The sequence below is a fragment of the Herpetosiphonaceae bacterium genome (assembly GCA_036374795.1).
Taxonomy (GTDB): Bacteria; Chloroflexota; Chloroflexia; order Chloroflexales; family Kallotenuaceae; genus LB3-1.
On the sequence record DASUTC010000231.1, the window covers coordinates 18,443 to 38,951 of the forward strand.

Annotated in this window: 16 protein-coding genes; 7 read left to right on the top strand and 9 right to left on the bottom strand. The window is 64.9% G+C overall.

Features of this window, described 5'->3' with window-relative positions; translation table 11 throughout:
• Positions 1–160 precede the first annotated feature (160 nt).
• The 5 genes from VFZ66_17205 to VFZ66_17225 form a co-directional block, all read right to left on the bottom strand.
• Positions 161–556, bottom strand: coding sequence for a hypothetical protein (locus VFZ66_17205; protein ID HEX6290926.1), 396 nt, complete (start codon positions 554–556; stop codon positions 161–163).
• A gap of 70 nt (positions 557–626) precedes the next feature.
• Positions 627–1,466: an N-6 DNA methylase gene (locus VFZ66_17210; GenBank protein HEX6290927.1), complete on the bottom strand. Its 840-nt coding sequence runs from the start codon at positions 1,464–1,466 to the stop codon at positions 627–629.
• A gap of 14 nt (positions 1,467–1,480) precedes the next feature.
• Complete coding sequence (locus VFZ66_17215) at positions 1,481–2,533, bottom strand: RNA ligase family protein (protein ID HEX6290928.1); 1,053 nt, start codon at positions 2,531–2,533, stop codon at positions 1,481–1,483.
• Between the two features lie 62 nt (positions 2,534–2,595).
• Positions 2,596–3,021, bottom strand: coding sequence for a hypothetical protein (locus tag VFZ66_17220; protein ID HEX6290929.1), 426 nt, complete (start codon positions 3,019–3,021; stop codon positions 2,596–2,598).
• A gap of 95 nt (positions 3,022–3,116) precedes the next feature.
• Positions 3,117–4,520: a sigma-70 family RNA polymerase sigma factor gene (locus VFZ66_17225; protein HEX6290930.1), complete on the bottom strand. Its 1,404-nt coding sequence runs from the start codon at positions 4,518–4,520 to the stop codon at positions 3,117–3,119.
• A 281-nt stretch (positions 4,521–4,801) separates the two neighbouring features.
• On the opposite strand from VFZ66_17225, the gene VFZ66_17230 reads away from it, so the two are divergent.
• From VFZ66_17230 to VFZ66_17255, 6 genes are all read left to right on the top strand, one after another.
• Positions 4,802–5,218: a hypothetical protein gene (locus VFZ66_17230; protein HEX6290931.1), complete on the top strand. Its 417-nt coding sequence runs from the start codon at positions 4,802–4,804 to the stop codon at positions 5,216–5,218.
• Positions 5,211–5,606, top strand: coding sequence for a hypothetical protein (locus VFZ66_17235; protein HEX6290932.1), 396 nt, complete (start codon positions 5,211–5,213; stop codon positions 5,604–5,606). Before VFZ66_17230 ends, VFZ66_17235 begins: the two co-directional genes overlap by 8 nt.
• A 135-nt stretch (positions 5,607–5,741) precedes the next feature.
• Positions 5,742–6,485 carry a hypothetical protein gene (locus VFZ66_17240; protein HEX6290933.1) on the top strand — a complete coding sequence of 248 codons (744 nt, stop codon included), beginning with the start codon at positions 5,742–5,744 and terminating at the stop codon, positions 6,483–6,485.
• A 45-nt stretch (positions 6,486–6,530) separates the two neighbouring features.
• Entirely contained in the window at positions 6,531–7,337 is an 807-nt protein-coding gene (locus VFZ66_17245; protein HEX6290934.1) for a hypothetical protein, read from the top strand.
• A gap of 193 nt (positions 7,338–7,530) precedes the next feature.
• Complete coding sequence (locus VFZ66_17250; protein HEX6290935.1) at positions 7,531–8,622, top strand: hypothetical protein; 1,092 nt, start codon at positions 7,531–7,533, stop codon at positions 8,620–8,622.
• Positions 8,623–8,632: 10 nt separating this feature from the next.
• Entirely contained in the window at positions 8,633–9,580 is a 948-nt protein-coding gene (locus VFZ66_17255) for a helix-turn-helix transcriptional regulator (GenBank protein ID HEX6290936.1), read from the top strand.
• A 3-nt stretch (positions 9,581–9,583) separates the two neighbouring features.
• Here VFZ66_17255 and drmC read toward each other — a convergent pair whose 3' ends face one another.
• The 4 genes from drmC to VFZ66_17275 all read right to left on the bottom strand — a co-directional run bounded on the left by drmC (position 9,584) and on the right by VFZ66_17275 (position 19,224).
• A complete protein-coding gene (gene drmC, locus VFZ66_17260) occupies positions 9,584–10,393 on the bottom strand; it encodes a DISARM system phospholipase D-like protein DrmC (protein ID HEX6290937.1) in 810 nt (269 codons plus the stop codon).
• A complete protein-coding gene (locus tag VFZ66_17265; GenBank protein HEX6290938.1) occupies positions 10,390–12,246 on the bottom strand; it encodes a DUF1998 domain-containing protein in 1,857 nt (618 codons plus the stop codon). The genes drmC and VFZ66_17265 overlap by 4 nt, the downstream gene beginning before the upstream one ends.
• Before the next feature lie 12 nt (positions 12,247–12,258).
• Positions 12,259–15,804, bottom strand: coding sequence for a DISARM system helicase DrmA (drmA, locus tag VFZ66_17270; GenBank protein ID HEX6290939.1), 3,546 nt, complete (start codon positions 15,802–15,804; stop codon positions 12,259–12,261).
• Between the two features lie 453 nt (positions 15,805–16,257).
• Entirely contained in the window at positions 16,258–19,224 is a 2,967-nt protein-coding gene (locus VFZ66_17275) for a Tn3 family transposase (GenBank protein ID HEX6290940.1), read from the bottom strand.
• Between the two features lie 250 nt (positions 19,225–19,474).
• On the opposite strand from VFZ66_17275, the gene VFZ66_17280 reads away from it, so the two are divergent.
• Entirely contained in the window at positions 19,475–20,428 is a 954-nt protein-coding gene (locus tag VFZ66_17280; GenBank protein ID HEX6290941.1) for a tyrosine-type recombinase/integrase, read from the top strand.
• Positions 20,429–20,509: the final 81 nt, after the last annotated feature.

Below are 20,509 nucleotides of genomic sequence, written 5' to 3' on the forward strand. Positions count from 1 at the left end.
AACGGTGGATGCGGAGGTCACGGACGCCCGCGACCTCGAAGACCCAGGCGACGACCTAGACCGTGCTGCTGATCAGGATTGGCGTGGGGCCGCCGGCCATCGCTTAGGCAGCCGGTGGCCCCACCATCGCTGCGTGCGCGACCGTTAGCGCCGCATTGAGTCAGGCCGCTCGTTCGGCTTCGTTCATAAAGTACGACTCAGGAAGGTCATATGCCGCGCCGTCGGCCTGGCGGATCAGATATTCCCACTCCTGACGCCGAATAATCCCGATGACCCGTCCGATCGGCGCGCCGTCGTCTCGGCTATACAGGAGCTCACCGAAGGTATAGCGCGGCACCGTCTCGCTCGCTGCCGATGGCATACACGCCAGGATGGCCTGCCAGCGACCAATGCGCGTCTGGATCATCGCGGGCGTTACGCGCGTGAGCACATCGACTGGCAGCTTCCGCGCAGGCCCGCGATACGGCTGCTGGCTGGAACCGAAGCGGGGTTCGAGGGTCGCAGGGGAAGAGAACGGCGCGCCCGCGACGGAGCCGTAGCGGAATGGCCATCCCACGGGATGCCACGTGGATCAGAAACACCAGGATGCGCTTCTGCCGCGGTCGATGCCGATCACGGTGGCAGCGTCACCAATCTTGATTCAACAACATCTGCAATTCGTCGAGCGTCTGCATGATCGTGCGTTGGTTCTCCAATAACCGCTGAATAATGACCCGCGGATCGTCGTACTGGATCTCAGGTGTGCGTTGCGGCTGGTAGCGACGCGCATCGAGTTCGTAGGCTGAACCGAGCGCTTCGACGGGCGTTTCCCAGGTTTCCATGGTTTCCAGATCAATGCTCACTGGTTCGGGTGATCGCCGTGAACGGTGCGCACGCTGCGGCGCCACTGGATAGGCGTAGAACCGGATCTGCGTTGTTCGACCTTCCGCCTGCACCATCAAGATGCTGGTACTCACGCCAGCAAATGGGTAAAACACGTCGCTGGGCAGCGAAATAATCGTCTGCAGCATGTGGTCTTCAACCAGTGTTTTGCGGAGTTTCACCAGCACCTTGGTCGAACCAAACAGCATGCCGTCGGGGAGAATCACGGCGATCCGGCCACCGCGGCGCACCTGCTTTAAGATCGCAGCCGTGAACAGGATCTCGGTTTTGGTTCCCCAGGCTTTCAAGTCGGGACGCACATCGGGCAGATAGCACGCTCCGCCAAATGGTGGGTTGCTCACGATAAAGTCATGCTGCGTTTCATCAGCGTCGGCGAGCGTATCGCGCTGGGCGATCACCTGGCGCGGTACACGGGAGCGCCCAGGGTGCTGGGCGGCGGATCGGGGCTCGGCCGATGGAATCCAGCCGGCCGAGCGTACGAGCAGGGTACTGCTGCCTAGATCGGCCATGTGGTCGGGTCGTCGTGGTGCGGTGATGGTCGTCATGTCGCTGCGCGCATCGTCGCGGGCATGGGCAGGTGCCATGCCTCGCGCGTCGTTCAGGAGATCTGGCGCGACGAGCCGCGCCGATCCTCGTTGGTCTGCAGGCCATTGGGGACCACCGGCTGCCGGACCCAATTGTGGACGGTTTGCACATGCCCCGCTCGCACATATTTGGCCACCGACTGGCGGAATGCGCTATACGGGAAGGCATCGGCCAGGCGCACGACGTAGCCTTCGCACGGGTCGCCATCGAGGACGGGCTGGTACATGCCCTGAATCAGCTGCTCGTCCCAGATGCCGCGATACAGCACGGGGACCAGGCTCAATTCCAGTAAGGCGGTCCATTCTTCGGTTTCCGCCCACGAGAGGCAGTGGTTGCGATCGCTCCACATGCTGAACACCTGGAAGTAGCTGCCGAGATGGCTGTAGGCGATCGAGTGGCGCGCATACAGGTTTTCGCCGCACACGCGATAGCCAGGTGGGATGTCGTAGGCAATCTGCGCGTGCAGCTGTTTGACCCAGCTTTGTGAGGGATGCGCCGCCGACGCCACCGAGCGCCCGTGGATGCCATCCCGGTAGAGCGTGGTATTCGCGCCGTCCATCTTCGCCGTGACGACGACCTCGCATCCGACGAAGGCACGCACATCGGCCAAGGCCAGGTCGTCCTCGGCGCGACCGGGACTCCACGGCAGATGCGGCGTGCGTGGATACTTGACCCGATCGCTGAACAGATGGTGGACGCCGCCAGCGCGCAAGATCCGCTGCACCGACTCGTCGTCAAAGAGTTCGCCGCGCAAGCGGGTCCCGTTCGCTACTTCGTAGTTGCCCCATTTGTCGATGCGATCCGCGTCATAAAACTGCGGTGGTAACAGAATCTGGCGAATGCCGGCAGCCTGGCGGATGTCGTCACAGCTCAGCGTCGTTTGTTCGGCGGCGATATGATGATCGGCGCAGAGCGATGCACCGTTCTGGAGATAATAGCCGCCATCCGGCCACAGCCGCCGCTCGACGATATGGTGGGCGTCCTGAGCGGGCGCGCCACAGATGACACAGCGGTGGTGGTCGCGCTCAAAGACAGCATCGCGGAATTGGGTGCGTGTTAACAGCATCGACCGCCTCACGATCGGGTTGCAGGCCAAAAGAGTAGCGTACCAGGCAGATGGATGAACCGCTAGACCTCCCGGATGATCGTTGGCGTTTCGTCCGTGAGACCGGGAATCACCAGCCAGAACCACTGTCGGCATTTGAAGAGCCGCAGTTCCAGCAGGTCGTCAGGAAAGGTCTGGCCGCCATGGCCCTGCCAGTGGCCCAGATGCGTAAGCTGCTGCTTGGCGCACGGCGGACAGAGATCGCCGGGCTGGCCTTTGTCGATGGTGTAGCCGTCAGCGGCGGGATCGAGCGGCTGGGGAGCCGGGATGCGTCCGTGATCGGCATCTGGGCAGGGCCTCCCGCCGAGCTCCGCAGCGACGATCCCAGAGCAGATCAGCGTGTCGGGGTAGATCGTGCCGTCGGGACTGAGAAACAGCGCCCGGGGGGCCTGCATCAGATGATTGGGCTGGGTATCGTCAGGAAGCTGCCTGTGGGGGAACGTCGTCATAGATCGCTCGTCCTTTCATGGGGTGACACAGAGCACCAGATTAAACCAGTGTCGGCGACACCATGTGCTGATGGTCGGTCATGCATGCTCGCCGTTTACTCGAGGTAATCCCGCAACCTGGCTCCGAACGCTGGATGGCGCAGCTTGCGCAGGGCTTTGGCTTCGATCTGGCGGATACGCTCGCGAGTGAGGCCATCGACGAGTGTGCCCACCTCTTCGAGCGTGCGGCTCTTGCCGTCGTCGAGGCCATACCGCAGCCGAATTACGCGGCGTTCCCGATCGGGAAGCCGATCCAGGATCGTGTTGAGTTGCTCCCGCAGCTGTGCGTGGGCAACCATCTCGAAGGTTGCGGTACATGTGTGATCGGCAACCAGCTCGCCGAGCCGGATCTCGTCGCCGTCCTTCCCCTCAAACACCGGTGCCTCCAGCGATTCCGGCAGGGCCGTTCGATTCAGATACGTCATGTACTTCTCAAGCTCCCATCCGAGGGCATCCGCCATTTCTTGGTGGCTCGGCGTACGGTTCAGGGTGTCCGCGAGCGTCGATCGAGTGCGGTTCACGAGCACGATCGTCTCGGTCATGTGGACGGGCAGGCGAATCGTGCGGGACTGGTCTGCAATCGCGCGCGTCACCGCCTGGCGAATCCACCACGTCGCGTAGGTCGAGAACTTGTGCCCCTTGGTGTAATCGAACTTGCCGGTCGCGCGCATCAGCCCGATATTCCCTTCTTGGATGAGATCGAGGAAGGTTAACCCGCGGCCCCGATAGTTCTTCGCAATGCTGACGACCAGGCGCAGATTCGCCTGGATCATCTGCGCGCGGGCGTCCGCTCCCGTCTGCACCAACTGCTTGAGGGTGCGTTTGGTCTCGCCGTCCAGGTTCGCATCCGGATCATCGAGCTGGTCCTGCGCGAACATTCCCGCCTCCATGGCCTGGGCGAGGTCGACTTCTTGCTGCGCCGTCAGTAATGGGGTCTGCCCAATTTCACGCAGGTAGCGCCGCACCGGGTCGTCATCCACATCGACATCCACATCGGGATCGGGTTCGTCCGCTTCCACCTCCAAAAGGTCTGAAGCGGTTGGCTCGTCCGCTGGCCCGGTTGCGCTACGCTCGATCGGTTCACCAGTCACCATGGTGGACCTGCATGATGGTAGGTCACGAACGGCTGGTGCGATCTGTGGGTTGCCTGGCTGTGCAATGTCTCCCGTCTCAGTGGCCGGAACCTCGGTACGCACACCGCCCGTACTCATTCCACGCGATGGTGGTGCAGCGACCTGAGGTACCTCGCCACCCGTCAGCTGGTGCGCCTTGATGCGATGCAGCTTGATCGGACGACCGTCTGGCTTCTGAACAGAACAGCCGGGGTAGCCACAGGGGACAGGGTCGCGATCATCCGTTCGCGTGTCCGGCATCACGCGCGTGCCCGTACCACCATCCGTATCAATCGCCTGAGCGGCGGCGAGGCTGGGCCGGGGGGGAATAATCGTTATGAGCGCCATACCATCTCCTTGCGACGAAGCCACGTCGTCTCTGCCGCCATGCGCGCTGCTGCCGGTGCGGCGACCGATTGTTGAGTCAGTCGTGTGCTCGCGCTGGACGCGCATCTGTACCAGATACAAATGTAACATCATGGATTATAGTTATCAATATGTGGAATGGTGATACTACAATCATTGTCGCATGCTCGTTTCGGTCTCATGCTATACTTGTGGCTCAGAGACACGGGGGTACTGATCTGCTCGCTCGTACGAGGTACGCGCAGCGCTGGAGCGACACACCGATGGCTGAGGATCGTGTGACCATCTCGATTGCCGCATCGCTGAACCGCCGGATCGGGCGCGTGGTCGATCGGCTCCGCGAGCGCGAGCTGCTCGCTGGGGGCGATCCCGCGCCGCGCCGCACGCCGCTGATCATTGCCCTGCTCGAAGCTGGCCTGCAGGAGGCGCAGCAGCTCCGCCAGCAGGGGCAGATTCCGCCCGCAGTGCGGCGGCGGTACCCGGAGCCGGGCACGACAGTCGCCGTGCCGCGCGCTTTGCAGCAGCGGCTCCAGATCGAGTGCCACGCCCGGACCAACGAACTCCCACCGGCGCAGCGGCAGACCGTCGTCGTGCGGCACCTGGTCGACACGATCTTAACCGCCGCCGTGGAGCGCTACGAGGCTGCGCTCGCGGCGGGCGAGGGAACATCGGATGGCTGACATCACCGACTATGAAAGCCAGAATCCGCGGGTGGCGCTGCCCAAGGCCGTCTTTCTCCGCGCGGAGCTGGCCGCGCTGCGCCGCTCCCGCGAGCAGGCGCGGCGTGTCACGCGCCGGGAGGTCGTCGAGGCGGCGATCCGCGCGTATCTCACGCAGGCCGCGCAGGCCCGCGCCGCGCAGCAGCCGATGCAGGCGGAGCGCGTCGTGATTCGCTCGGGGTCGCCGACGGTGCGGATCAGCGCGGCAGTGCGCGCGCAGCTCGCGGCGGAAGCGCGGCAGCAAGCGATTGAGCAGCAGCAGGACGTAGCGATCGGGCAACTCGCGACGGCGGCGGTCACGCGCTACCTCGACGACCACCACGTGCCCTTCCCGAAGACGAGCGGCTAGCGCCGGCTGGCTGGCGGGAAGGCCCGTCGTCGCAATCGCGCGGAGGTCCGGGATCGTGCCGTCTGCGCCTATTGACAACTGTAATGCACATTGGTACAATGCTGCTGGCGATCAACGAACAGAAAGGACGCAGCCATGCCACGCATCACGCCACAAGAGTCGCCGGATAAGCGCCCAGTTGCCAGTTGGTCGACGGGCAAAGAGCGGCTCGATAGCGACAAGACCTTTCGCGGCTGGTTCATCGACGTCGGCCTGGACGACCGGCTCGACGCCGCCGCCACCGCCGCCGGCTGGGAGCAGGGCACCCTGGGCCACCTGGGTGGCAAAACCGGCCTGCATTGGCTGCTGCCCTCGCCCTGCCCGCTCTATATCCTCATTGAGGGCATCCCCTACACCGCCATGTCGGCGCTCGTGAAGACCGATGTCTCGTACAGCGGCCTCAAAGCCTGCTGGCCGCCCGACGGCCGCAGCGTCCTCGGCTTCCAGGCGCTGCATCCCGATCTGCTCGCGGCAGGCTATCAGGAGCCAATCCCGTTCTCGGTCAAGTCCACCTCGACCGACGATCTGCTGGCCGCGTTGCTCAAGCACAATACGATCCTGGATGCCTGCGAGGCCGCCGCGAGCAGAAAAGGGACGCCCCGCACGTTCGAGTTTTGGGAAGTGGCGCTGCCGCTCGGTCCCGGGGCGAAGGTCACGCGCGGGAAGGAGCTGCAATCGCCGATTAGTCCGATCGTGTGCCTGCATCCCGAACGGCCCGACACGGCGTACTTGCGCACGCTGCTGGCCCCGAAGCTGGTCGGCGACATCGTGCAAGCGAAGTGGGCGCAGATCACGACCTGGGCGGCGGATCGGCAGAGTCGGACGAGTGGCGGCGAGTAGGCTAGGACGGTCCTCGCAGCAGTCGTCAGCTTCTGGAAGCCCCTGATGCCTGATCGTCCACCACCTGAACCAGCGGACATCGTGTGCGAGCCGGGCGGTGCGAGCTATGATCCCGCTGCGTCGATCCTGGATGACGCACGAGCGGCGGCGCGACGCCCGTGGCCGTACGATATGCTGCCGAAAGACTATTTGATCGTCAGCGGACGGTACCAACGATTCCGATCGTCCACCGCGCTGCCTGCGGAACCACGTGAGCGACCTCAACCGACGGTGCTGTCCGAGCAGGTATCGCTGCATGCCGTGTGCGACCGCGACCAACCGAGCGATCCGCATGGCTCCGCTTCAGACCCAGGACCGACCACCACGCCCACCACCCTCCCGCCGCGGAAGCGTCCACCAACCGATCCCAGGCTGCGCAAACGCTCTTTCGCGCTGCGCACCAAGGCAAACACGGTGCGCGCTCAGCATCCAAGGCAGGCCCGGCTGCTGGACGCGCAGGCGGAGGCGCTGCTGGAGATCATTCCCGACGATGCCCCAGAGCGGGCGCGCAGCACCACACGTCCGCCTGCTCCAACCGCTGAGACGGTCGTCGGTCGCGACATCGATCTGATCTGGCTGGCCGGGAAGCGGCGACAGATCGAACGGCTCGCGCACGGGACCGTCGAGGAGCAGGAGCGGGCGCGCGGGCTGCTGGCGCTGCTCACGCCCGTGTTTCAGGCCGTCGGGGAGCCGCTGCCGATCGTTCCACCGCCAGCCCGGGTCATCGTGCTGGCCGACCATCACGCGCGAAGCGCGGAGACCCAGGATGTCTATGCCGCCGATTCCACGTCGGAGGCGCAGTGTGCCGCGTAGATGGGCGCGGTCCGTGCCTGACCGGCGGCGCGGACCCCGTGTTGACAATCGCAAGCCAGACTGGTATATAACCATCCACAACCAAGGGACGACCATGCATGTATTCCACCACACCCTACGGGCCGTCCGTACCGCCGTTCGTATCGGGCTGCTCGCGTGCGGGACCGCAGCGGTCGCAGCCGGAGCCGCAGCTGTGCCGAACCAGACACCCGCCGTGGCCGTCGTCTACGTCCCGCTGATCGTGGCGGGGACGGGCGTGAACGTGGCGACGCCGACGCCGACCCTGCCCGCGCTTCCGACCCCAACGCCGGTGGATCGCGCCGCCTATCAGGCCGAGGTGATCCGCCTGATCACCACCTATCGCATGGACAAGGGCTGCCCGGCGGCGATCGAGCAGCCGATGCTCATGACCGGCACCCACACCTGGAATCAGACGATCGTCGAGACGACCGTCATCGCGCATTCGCCGATGGGCTACTACGGGCAGTTCGGCTACGACAGCACGAACCAGCGCCAGGGGCCGGTCGAGGTGATCCAGGTCGGCGGGGCCAGCCCGGCGGATGCGGTGCAGGCATGGATCGACCATGCGCCGCACGAGCGGCTGCTGCGCTGGTGCCCGCTGACCGGCGGGACCTATGAGATCGGCGTGTCGTATCTCGAACCTGGATATTGGGTAGGTGCCATCGGCTGGTGGGACGCGCCGACGGCGACTCCCACGGCGTCGCCGACCGCGACGGCGACGCCGACCCCAACCGCCGCACCCGAAACGCCAACGCCGACGGCAACGCCAACCGCACCCGCGACGCTCACCACCGCACCACCCACGCCGCCTCCCCCCATACTCACCCCGACGCCGATGCCGTCGGCTCCCCCCACGCCGACGGCCACGCCCGTCGATGCCGCTGCGTACCAGGCGGAGCTGATCCGGCTGATCAACACCTATCGCGCGGAGCAGGGCTGCCCGGTGGCCCGTGAGGAACCGATGCTGATGGCGGGCACCCACGCCTGGAATCAGACAATGGTCGAGACCGGCGTGCTGGCGCACGCGCCGATGGGCTATGACCAGCAGTTTGGCTACGAGGGCACGAACAACCGGCACGGGCCGGTTGAGCTGATCCGCTTCGATCCGGGCACGCCAGCCGAGGCGCTGCGCGCCTGGACCGCCGTGTCCGCGGACGAGCGGCTGCTGCGGTGGTGCCCCTTCGCGGGTGGGACCGACGAGATCGGGGTGTCGTATCTCGAACCTGGGTATTGGGTCGCCGCCATCGGCTGGTGGGATCAGTGAGGAGCTTTGCATGACCGAATCAGGAGGCCACCTCCGCGTGCGCGTACGCCTGCCGGAGCTGATCGCCGCGGCGCAGGCGCAGTGGGGCCGGGTGCGGACGCGGCGGCCCGTGACGCCGATGCAGGTGCGCACAGGCGTGCAGGCGCATCAGGCGACGATCGAGGCGTACCTGGACGACAGCGCCGCCAAGGTTCGCTTCGAGATGCTGGCCCGCCTGTGCTGGTTTTTCGGCTGTCCGATCGACTCGCTGCTCGGCGTTGAGCAGGACGGACGCGCGCCGGCCCCCGTCGTGATCGGCCGCGCGACGATGCCGGAGCAGTTCCCGCCTGCCGGCAGCGGCGCGATTCGCGTGCTGAACTTCATGCCCGGCGAGGTCGCGCTGCACGTGCCGGGCGTGCGCGCGGCGACCGATTGGCATCGGGAGGCCGTGCTGCAGCTGGCCGCCGGTGGGCAGACCGGGGTCGGGCGGCAGACGCTTACGACGCTCCTGACGGTGCTGGGCCTGGCGCGCGTGAGCCAGTTGGTGGAGGTCCAGTGCGATCTCGATGCCGCCGACCCATCGGCGACCAAGCTCGCCGATGCGATTCGGATCATTGAGCCGCGCCCGACATGGCTGGCGCACTGGGAGGAGACCGTGCAGCAGTGGCGGGGCCTGGCGGAGCAGACGCCCGCTCCCGGTGCCGTGACGCCGGTGGACCTGGCCGCCCTGCGGTATCTCGCGCGGCAGTGGCAGCCGACCATGCTGGGGCGGCTCGATCTCCTGGCGGCGGGGCTCGGTATCCGCCGGAGCTTCCTGCGCGCGATACTGGAGCAGCAGGTCCACCCGGAGATCAGCCCCAACGATCTCCCGCCCCCGGTCCAGCGGTTCCTGGACGACGTTGCCCCGATCGACTGGCATGCCCAGGCGGCGGCGGACGCGGAGCAGGCGTATCAAGAACACCGCTCGCGCACCACCTGAGCCTCAGTCACGCGCGAGCGGTTCGAGCACCTGGGATTGCACCAGGTGCCGCCAGTGCGCGGCCACCTGTTGCGGCACGGGGCCGCCGCGCACCAGCACCCCCAGCTCCATGTTGAGATTCAGCGCGTAGTGTGTGAGGTTGGCGCTCGACACGTAGGCCAGCGTGCCATCCGCGACGGCGCACTTGGCGTGGAGCGCGCCGGTCTTGCCGCTCGCGTCCTGCGGTCGCCGGTCGCGCGGCCAGCGCAGCACCGTCGCGCGGTCGACCACCTGCGCGCCCAGCGCGGCCAGCCCGTCGTAGGCGATCTTCCCGGCGCTCGCCTGGGGCGACTCGACGATCAGCCAGAGGCGCGCGCCCCGGTTTGCCGCCCGCGCCAGCGCCAGCCCGATCTCCGGCACGTCGTAGACCGCGAAGGCCACGATGATCAGCTCGTGCCGCGCCGCGTCGATCACCTGCTGGAGCGCCTGGGCCGTGCGGCGGAGCGGGATCGGGCTGGCCGGGCCGGTCCAGACCAGCTCGACCTGCTGCTGGGCCTGCACCTGGGCGGCGGTCGCCGCGGCGGACTCCAGCGCCAGCGCCAGGCTCTCCGGCGTGACCGCGGGTGCCGCCTGCTGCCAGGTCGCGATCAGCCCGGCCAGGGTGTTCCGGGCGTGCGGCGTGCCGGCGGCCTGCTGCGCGCGGGCCAGCAGCGTGCTCCACGCGCCCGGCGGGACCGTCCGCAGCGCGGCGGCGACCTGGCCGATCACCGGCGCGGGCAGCTCGAGCGCCAGGGTCGTCAGCGCGGCGAGCAGGGCCGGCGGCGGCGCGCTCATGCGATCCCCGGAAAGAACGCCAGCGCGCCGGTGTCGAGCGTCGGCACCAGCAGCGTCCGGTCCAGAAATTTATTGCCGCGCTCGCACGAGGTTTCGGGCGCGTGCAGACAGGCGTGGCAGGCCGCGCCCTGGACCACCTGCGCGTCCAGCAGCGGCGTATGCTCCGCGCAGAGCGGGTCGGAGGTACACAGCCGCATCGCGCTCAGCGCGGCGTCGAGATGGCGGCCCAGCTCGCCGGGCGATCCCAGGCTGACCAGCCCGCCGAGCGTGCCCTCGCTGTCCGGCGCGGCGGTGTAGAGCAGCAGGCCGGCCATCGGGCCGTCCTCGGCGGTCGGCGGCAGGGCATAGATCCGCTCGCGGATGCTCGCCAGCGTGTAGCCGCATTCGAGCGCCAGCTGGCGTATCAGCGCGTGGCTCAGCGAGTGCAGCAGCACATAGCGCAGGCCCGGATACGGCACCGTCGGGTCCAGGCGGCGGCGCCGCCGCCACTGCCGGTGCGCCTGGGCAAAGGCCCGGTCGCGCTCGGCCAGCGCTGGCCGCGCGCGCAGCCACTCCATGATCGCGTCCTCCCGGAACTGAAGAAACAGACCCTCGCCATGCACTTCGGTCGCCGGCACCCAGGTCGGCGCTTTGCGGGCGAGCGGCGCCCGCGTCTGCTCCGGCAGCTCCAGCGCCTCCTCGAAGTCGCCCGGCGAGGCGATGCGCGTAAAGCCGAGCAGCGCGCTGACCTCGCGCAGCCGCTCGACCAGCACCACCCGCTCGATCACGCCGGCATACGCCGACGGCGGCGGCACCTCGACGACCTGAAAGTGGGGCAGGCTGGGCGCGGCCTGCGGCGCGGTCAGCACCTGCCACTCCGGCGCTTTGAGCGCGCGCGGCTCGGACGCTGGGCCCGCTCCGCTGCGCTTCCGCTCGATCGCCGCCCACACGTCACCCGCGCCGTAGTCGATGAGCTGCGGCAGGTTGCCGAGCTGCATCAGCAGCTCGACGTTCTGCTGATTGACCAGCTTATCCAGCACATGCCAGTGCGCCTCGACGAGCTGGCCGAGCCGATCGACCGCCACGGGCACCGAGAGCGCCGTGAGCGTGATGCCGAACCAGCTATTGGACGCGCCCAGCAGGATCGTCTTGAGCGGCTGCGCGCAGCCGGTCTCGGCGAAATCGCGCAGATGCGGGCGGCGGCCCCGGCAGGCGGGTAGATTCTGCTGTGCCTCCTCGCCGAAGGCATCCGACATGCGTCGGCGAGCGCCGCAGCCGGCGCACTCCACGTCGATCTCCGCCGCCTCGCCGGAGGCCCCCAGCTCCTTCAGGCGCAGCGGGCCGTTGCACGCCTGCGCGCCCCGGTGGACGAAGAAGCGCCAGGGAAAGTCGTCCAGGTGGCCGTGCTCGCAGGCGACCAGAAAGCGCGCGGGCAGGACCGCGGGCGGCGCGCCGGGCCGGGCGCAATTGCTGTGGATGTAGCGCGTGCGCTCCGGGCGGGCCAGATCGGTCTTGAGCTGAACGAGGCCGGAGTCGAGCGGTGCCAGCAGGCGGCAGTAGGGGCACAGCAGCCAGCGCGGAAAGGTCGCGACGGGTACGCCGACCTGCGGCGGCTGCGCGAAGGGATTGGCCGTCGGCGGCGTGGTGTCGCGCGGCGGTCCGAGCAGCCGCTCCACCTGCTGGCCCAGCTCGCGCTGCACCGCCGTCAGCAGGCGATCCTCGCCAATCTCTTGCGCGCGCCGGGTATCCCAGTCGTCCAGGCCCATGATCATCACCGACAGGTGGGGCAGGTCGATCACCGCGCCGACGCCAAAGGTATGCAGCAGCTGGCTGGGTCGCACCTCGCCGACGGAATATTTCTCGAATATGGTCATCTCGCGTCCTCTCTACTGCGACGGCTGCGGCTGCTCGGCGCTGGGATCGGGCACCAGCGCGGCGACAAAGGGCGGCTCCTCCTCGCTGCTCAGGCCGCGCTCGTCGAGGATCAGATCGACCGTCGGCTCGACCTCGCGCAGCGAGTTGAGGCAGGTGAAGGTCTGCCAGGGGCCTTCTTCCGGGCGGTGGAGCAGCCCGACGGTCAGGCCGTCGCGCTGGCTGCGATAGCCCAGCGTGCGACCGCCGGCACTGCGCTGGGCCTCCTGCTCCCACGCATCCACGCGCTGCTTGAGCGCCTGCTCGATGAGCGCGGCGGTCGTCTGCCGGGTCGTCACCAGCGCGGCGCGCCGGGCAATCGCCGTCATCGCCGTCGTGATATACGGGTGGCTGCGCTCGATGCGTCCGGCGCGGTTATTGGCGTTGAACTCCATGCCGAGCAGCCGGACATACGCCACCAGCAGCGCCGAGAGGCCGCGATCGATCGCGCGGGCCGCGAAGGGCGTGACCGAGAGCGCCTCGACGTGCTGGTAGAAGGTGGCGTGGTAGTGCTCGAAGCGCTCGTAGTGGCTGAGGTCGCGCGGGCGGGTCCAGTTATACACCGTGCAGACCAGGCCCGGCGTCGCGCGTCCGACGCGGCTGGTGGCCTGGATGTACTCCGCCGTGGTCTTGGGCTGCCCGGCCACGACCATCAGGCCCAGGCGGCTCACGTCGACGCCGACGGCGATCATATTGGTCGCCAGCAGCACATCCAGCGGTCGCGGCAGATCGACGGCGCGCCCCGCCTTGCGTGCCTGCGTCCGCTGCGCCTCGATCGCCGGATCGAAGGGCGTCTCCAGCAGATTCAGCACGCGGGGAATATCGGTCGAGCCTTTGCGCGAGGTCAGCTCTTCGAGCAGCAGCCCGCTGCGCTTGGCGAGGCCGCGCTGGTCGGTCTTGGCGAGCCGCGAGCGCACGTCGTCTTCGACCAGCCGCCGCATGCCGCCCAGCTCGCGCATGGCGTTGAAGTAGCCGACCAGCGTCATGTACGGGTCCGCCGCTCTGCCGTAGCGCTCGTAGAGCCGCTGGCTGGCCGCGAGATAGGCGACATACACGCGGATCAGCACGGCCTTGAGCCGCTTGCCCGACGCGCAGATCCCGATGTATTTCCGCCCGGGCGTGTCCGGGCCGGGCGCGCGCTGCGTCGCAAAGAAGTTGTCGCCGGCATCCAGGCCCTGCGGCGGGAAGACCGCGACCGTGTGCAGGAAGAGCGCCTGCATCTGGTCCGCCGCCCGCCGGATCGTCGCGGTCGAGGCGATCACCTTAGGCCGCACGCGCATGCCGCCGACCTCCCAGGACGACAGGTGATCGACGCCGGTTTCGTACAGCCCGACCAGCGTGCCGAGTGGGCCGCTGATCAGGTGCAGCTCGTCCTGAATGATCAGGTCCGGCGGACGCAGCGGGCCGTGCGGTCGGGTCTGCGCGGCGGGCAGCCCATCCTTGGCCGGGTGGCGATCGGCGTCCGCGATCTCCGGCGAGCGAAAGCCGTGCCGCTCGCAATAGCCGTCGACCTGGCCGAAGAGCATCTGGACCGGCCCTTTCCAGGGCATCTGCGCGAACTTATCGACGGTGGCGATCAGCAGCGCGGGCAGGCGGCGGTAGATCTCTTCATCGACGACCAGCACCGGCAACCCCTCGCCGGGAGCCTGCCGCTGGCTGAAGGGGCAGTCGCCGAGCTTGTCGCCACAGTAGAGCAGCGTGCGGCCAGCCGTCTTGTTGACCACGACATGCTTGCCGGGGTCGATCGCGGTGCCGCACCAGGGGCAGTGGGTGAGCTGATGGGGCGAGCCGCTGCCGCCGAAGGCGCTGGGCTGGCCGCCGTCGCGCTTGAGCGCCTCGGCGCTGCGCTCAGTGGTATTGGGCGTGGTGCGCTCGCCGACCCACAGCCCGATGCGGAAGGGTGTGGTGCCCCAGCGGTGATCGCCCTGGGCAACGGCAGCGCGCCGGATCGTCTCGCAGGCGCAGATCAGCGCGGTGGCCCGCTGGAACTGCTGGAGCGTCAGCAGGCGCAGCGTGTAGCGCATCAGCACCGCGACGCCCTCCAGGCCGGAGCGACCGGCGACCACGCCCTGCAAGCGCCGGATGCCCAGCGTGTAGGCCGTCAGGCCGAGATACGCCTCGGTCTTGCCGCCGCCGGTGGGAAACCAGAGCAGATCGGCCAGCGCGTCGCCGTCGCCGGTGCGGTCGGGATGGCGCAGATCGGTCAGCGCCGGGAGATTGATCAGGATAAAGGCCAGCTGGAAGAGCCGCCACGAGCGCTGCGTCGGCACGTCAAGCTCCTCAATCGTGGCGGCGCGCCCCCGCCTGCGCTCCTCGGCCCAGCGCGTATGGACGCGCTGCTGCCACATGGCGCGGTTCATGAAGCGAAACGCCTCCGCCGCCTGCTCGTCGGCATCCAGCAGCGCGATCCCCGCCGCAATCCGGTCGCGGGCCAGCATGCAGCGGTCGAGCACCTCCTCGGCGACAGGCGCGTACTCGGCCAGGCCCTCCGCAGGGTCGCCGATGCGTGTCCGCTGCCGGGCGATCCAGCGCGTATACGCGGCGATCAGCGGCTCAAGCGCGGCAGAGAAGCCACCACGCGGCAGCTCGGCGAGCGCGCGCATGTCCAGCTCGACGCGGGCGATCTCCGGAATCTCGTCCGCCGTCGGGCTGATGGTGGGGCCGACCTCGTAGCTGGGCACGACGCGCGTCACGATCGCGGTGGCGCAGGTGGGATCGGCAGGCCAGAGCTGGGCATGGACGGCCACGCCGTGACCGACGGCAAACTCGACCTCGTGGCGGTAGAGCATCGCCATCGCCTGGTCTTCGGCGGCGGCGACGGCATCCGCGGCGGGCGGGCGGCGCAGATCGGCACGTCGGCGGAAGATCGGCGCGCCATCCGGCGCGGCGACGCGCAGCTCCGGCTGGAAGATCCAGGCGGTATCCCGGCTGCGCTCCGGCTCGTCCTGCTCGTTGATCAGAAAGACCGTCACGCTCCAGCAATCGCCCATGCGCCGCGCCGCCGCGCGCACGCGCACCTCCGGCTGGTCGGGATCGGGACTCCAGCTTGCCGCAGCGCCGTCGGCGAGGGCGAAGGGCGGGATCTCGCCGCCCATCGGCTGGCGCTTCCAGATCATCTGCGGCTGCTCGGTCGTGGCCGTGGTCAGCGTCGCGCTTCGCGCGCGCTGGTAGCGGCCCCAGTGGGCGGCGATCCGCACCGCCGTCGCCGCGCCGTCGACGGTGCAGGTCAGGCCAAACGAGGAGGGAAACATGCTCGACGCCTGGCTGACGCCCGCATCGACCGGCCCATCATCGGGCGCGTCCTCGCCCGTGACCTGAAGGCTGTCGAGCGTCTCCTGGACGAGTTGCTGGCGACGCGGCGCGAGCATGCCGACGAGGTAGCGGTCGCGCACCTGGCGGTCGGTTAGCTCTTCCTCTTCGCCGCCGACGGGTCCAAGCAGGTCGGCGAGCACGAGCTGCTCCAGCTCGTCGCGGAGCGCGGCTGGTGTGGGTGGGTGGAGAATCACCGGATCTATCGTCATGGATACCTCTACGTTGCGAACGCATCATCAATGGTTGCTTGTCACTGAGCAGGTGGTCATGACGCACACCTGGACAGGACACGTATAACCTGCGTTACTCACGCTTGAGAAGCTGCCCAATAAGGGGCAGACCGACTAAAATGCCTTGAATACCGCTGCCTAAAATGAGGAGCGAAATATAATCCGATGCTGTTCCGAACGCTTTGCCCTCAGCAAAGTACACCGTTTGTAGCCCGGTGAGCACGGCGAGGAGTACAGCAAGTACGATCAGCCCTCGTGTCAGGACATCCCGTGTAAGTCTCAAGATTTCCACTGGGGCGTGTTCTGGAGAAAGAAGCGCATCTCCAATCGCCTTAAAGGGGTGACTATATCATTTTGGGAAAATTGTACGCTAAGGGGGAAGCAAGACCATTCAGCTGCCTCTATCTGTACGCTAAGGATTTTTTTACCTGTTTACGATGTTCCCAGCTGCATGGCCTGTTTCTGTAGGACTCCCGTGTGGCGGAGATTCCAGCGATACTCGCCGGTCAAAATAATCTTCTCCCAGCCCAACGGGGCCAGATGTTCCAAGTGTTCTTCCACGATGGCCTTCCCTTGGGTTTGTAACGTGGTGATCGCCTCTTCCAAGGCCAAGGTATTCCAGAGGATAATGGCGGCGAGCACCAGATTGAGGCCACTCGCTCGGTTGCGTTGATCTTCGTACGAGCGATCCTGGACGATCCCGCGTCGGTTAAAGAACACGGCGCGGGCGAGGGCATTTTTGGCTTCGCCTTTATTGAGGCCAATCGTGACCCGTCGCCGCAACTCCACATTCTGAAACCACTCCAATGCATACAGCGTGCGTTCAATACGTCCCATCTCCCGTAGCGCCAGCGCAAGTCCATTTTGGCGTGGGTAGGCTGCGAGTTTCCGCATGATCAGCGACGCGGTGACGGTGCCACGTCGAATCGATGTCATCAGTCGCAACACATCATCCCAATGTTCTTCGATCCGTCGCGCCTGAATGGTTCCGCCAATCAGGGGGGCTAACCGCGGATACAGTGATGGCGCGTCGATCGTGTAGAGTCGCCGATCGCCCAGATCGCGAATGCGTGGCGCAAAGCGAAAGCCTAACGGGGGACATAGGCCAAAGAGATGATCGGTGACGCCGCCGGTATCCGTGTAGTGCTCCTGGATCTGGAGATCGGTTTCATGGTAGAGCAGGCCATCCAAGACATATGGCGCTTGATGTGCTGTCGCGCTAATCGCTTTGATGTAAAAGGGCGCGTACTGATCGGAGACGTGCGTGTAGAACATGATGCTTAAATCATGCCCGTATTTCGCGTTCACTTGCGCCATGGATTCGCGGCGGCCACCCACGGGAAAACGCTGCGCGTCTGAGGATGATGTCGTGCCATCGCCCCAATACCGAGCGAGGGGAAGTCGATGCTGGAAATTGACCAGTTCCGCCAGTGCCTTACTATATGTGTCGTCCCGCACGTACCAATCCGTGATCCAGGACAGGCTCTGATACGACATGCCAGGGCACGCGTTCGCCATTTTACTGAGCCCTAAATTCGTTGCATCCGCCAAAATCGCGGCAAATAAACCGCCCTTATCCTTGGTCACCACTCCAGTATGCAGATGCGTAAAATGCCGGCTAAACTGGGTAATTCGATCGATTTCAACCAGGAGGTCCGTAATTTTGACCCACGGTACCTGGCTATAGGCGTGGGTGATTAACGTTTCGACTGCCGCTGGTACGGCTTTCTCCAAGGGTTTGATCGAGAGTGATCCGTTCTGGAGTTTGACATCTGCGAGCTGGTCCTGCGCCAGCAAGGCATCCACCCTGGATAATTCGGCATGGAGCGCGTGGCGACGTTCCTCAAGATAGACATGCACGTCTGTGGGGATCGCAAGGGGCACATCGCCCATCTGCTTGAGGTACTGCCAATCTTGGTTCGGTATGAGATACGCATCGAATGCCTTGAATTGGCGACTCCCGTCAACCCAGATATCACCCGATCGCAAGCCATTACGGAGTTCGTTTAACGCGCAGAGTTCATAATAATGTCGATCGATCCCACTGGTTGTAAAGACATGGTTTTCCCAACGGGGTTTGACGAATGCCATCGGCGCGCCAGGTCGCACTTTTTTGAGATCCTGCGCGTTCATCTGCTTGAGCACGTCGAGGGCCTGCAACAGTGACCGACTGCTGGATGTTCCCTTGAAGGCGAATGTTTCCAGCAGCACTGGCGCGTAGCGACGAATTTGGGTGTAATACGCGTCGAGATAGTCAAGATAATCAAAGTCGGCTGGCTGGGCCAGCTGTTCCGCTTCGGTGACGGTTAGAATAAACGTTTCCCACGGCACGACCGTCTGGATGGCAGCGTAGGGATCTTGGGCCGTCTCACGGGCAGCAATGAGTGCTTTCCCAATATCCGCGTACAACCGCACTTTTTCATTGATCGCCTTCCCGCTCTTCTGGAAGTGTTCCGCGTGCACGTGCTCACTCTTCCGCAGGTAATGGGTCATGACCCGATCATGCATATCCAAGATATGATCCGTCAGGCTGGCCGCCGTCTCGATCAGAAACGCGACAAGTGTCGCGTAGCGCCGTGTCGGCTCGAAGCGTTGGAGAAATTGCGGCGTGTATCGCGTTCCCTCACGTGCCAACTTCAGTACTTGATTCTGGTGGAGTTGCCGCGCGCGATCGTGGTCAATCCCCATCGAGCGGATGAATTGGAGCCGCTCGATCAGCTTCAGAATCGTCGCGGGTACCGGCTTCCCAACCGGTTGTCGTAACCAGGCTAAGGGGGTGTATGCGCGATCTGGCGGGATGGTCAGGAGCGCATCAAGCTGGGCACACTGCTCAGCGGTGAGGTCTGCCGTCAACCGTTTAAAAATCTGTCGCTGCGCGCGGCGGCGGGTTTCCCAGGCAACCCGTTCAATCAGATAAAGTGCTGGGGCAATAATCTTCCGCAGCCGCATTTCCTCAACTAAAGCAATCACGAGCGCCATGCCATGGTCCGTACTCAGCGCTGTCGGCAAGAGCCAGGTTGCTAACTCGCGATAGGTCGACCGAGTGAACGGACGAAACCCAAAGTGCTGCTGAATCTCGCTGAGATGTTCGCGACGCGTGGTATCCCGTTCACCATAGGCGGCAAAGACGGTTGGATCAATCTGGAGTTGTGCGGCAATATAGGCCAGGATCGCCGTGGGAATCTCTTCGCCGGCCCGCAGTGGACGACCAGGAAAGCGGAGATAGGCCAACTGCACGGCAAATCCAAGACGATTATGATCACGTCGACGTTGGTGGATCACCGCAAGCTCATCTGGCGAGAAGGTGTAGAATCGAACGAGATCCCGCTCTGGTATATCAGGAGGCATGTCTGTGAACTGCGAACGTTGCGCCGGCAATAACACCTCGCGGGTGGGCATGATGCACCTCCTTAAATTAGGTGGACGCAGGTGGACGTGCAAGGAACAACATCACGGTGTGGGAATGAGGCGGATCGTCGTTGTTTGCTGAGATGCGCTGGGGGCTGCGGCATCAGATGCAGAATGTCTACTAAATGCTATTAGCAGACATTCTTGACCTTTTCCTCGCGTCATAATGTCTGCTAATGCTGCTTCGTACCCGTCTTTGTAATGTCTGCTAATATACCTGCACAATACATGGAGTGCAGCCATGAAACGATCTGCCATCCCATCCATTTCATCTGCGGGTCAACAGGCGATCGAGCTGTATCGTCAGTATCTGCACGACGAGCAGGATCTCAGCGCAGATACATGTCGCAATTACCTGAGTGATCTCCGTCACTTCGCTGCGTGGTGTGAAGGAAGCTGGATGGAAGGACAGGAAGCAACACGTTCGTTTAACCCACAGGAGATTGGGGCCTCGGTTATTACCCAGTATCGGGGCTACATGCAAACGGTTTGTCGACTCCAGCCCGCAACGATCAACCGACATCTCATCAGCCTCAAGCGATATTTTGCTTGGGCGCGTGAGCGCGGCAACATTGCACATGACCCCGCGAAAGTAGTGAAACTGATTCCGTCTATACGCCAACCGCCGAGGCATGTGACGGATCAAGAGGAAAATGCAGTGATGGCGGCGGTGATGAATTACGGCTCGCTCCGCGACCAAGCCTTGCTGATCCTCGCACTCCATACCGGGTTGCGCGCAGAAGAATTGTGCAGCCTTCAGCGATCAAATGTCACCCTCGGCAAACGAAGCGGACACCTTGCAATCTATGGCAAGCGTAACAAATATCGTGAGGTTCCCTTAAATGGGACAGCGCGTACGGTGCTTGATGAGTATCTACCGACGCTTCCTCTTGGAGGTGCATGGCTCTTTGTTTCCAACAAACACCAGCTGCTTCCTAATGGGTCCAAGCAATTGGCACCGCTGACCGAACGTGCACTCGGCTATATCGTCGCAAAGTATGCACGGCTAGCAAACGTCGTTGACCTGAGTCCGCATGATTTGCGGCATCGTTTTGGCTACCGGATGGCTAAGACGGTGCCGCTCCATCGTCTCGCACAGATTATGGGGCATGACTCCCTCGATACAACAGCGATCTATGTGCAGGGTACCAAGCAAGATCTCCAGCAGGCGGTTGAAACGATCTCGTGGACGTAATGGTTTGTTTCATGGTGTATCTCGCAGTGATAGCCTACGCCAAAGAATTGGCCCTGTTGTTAAGCAGCGGAACCTGGAGCA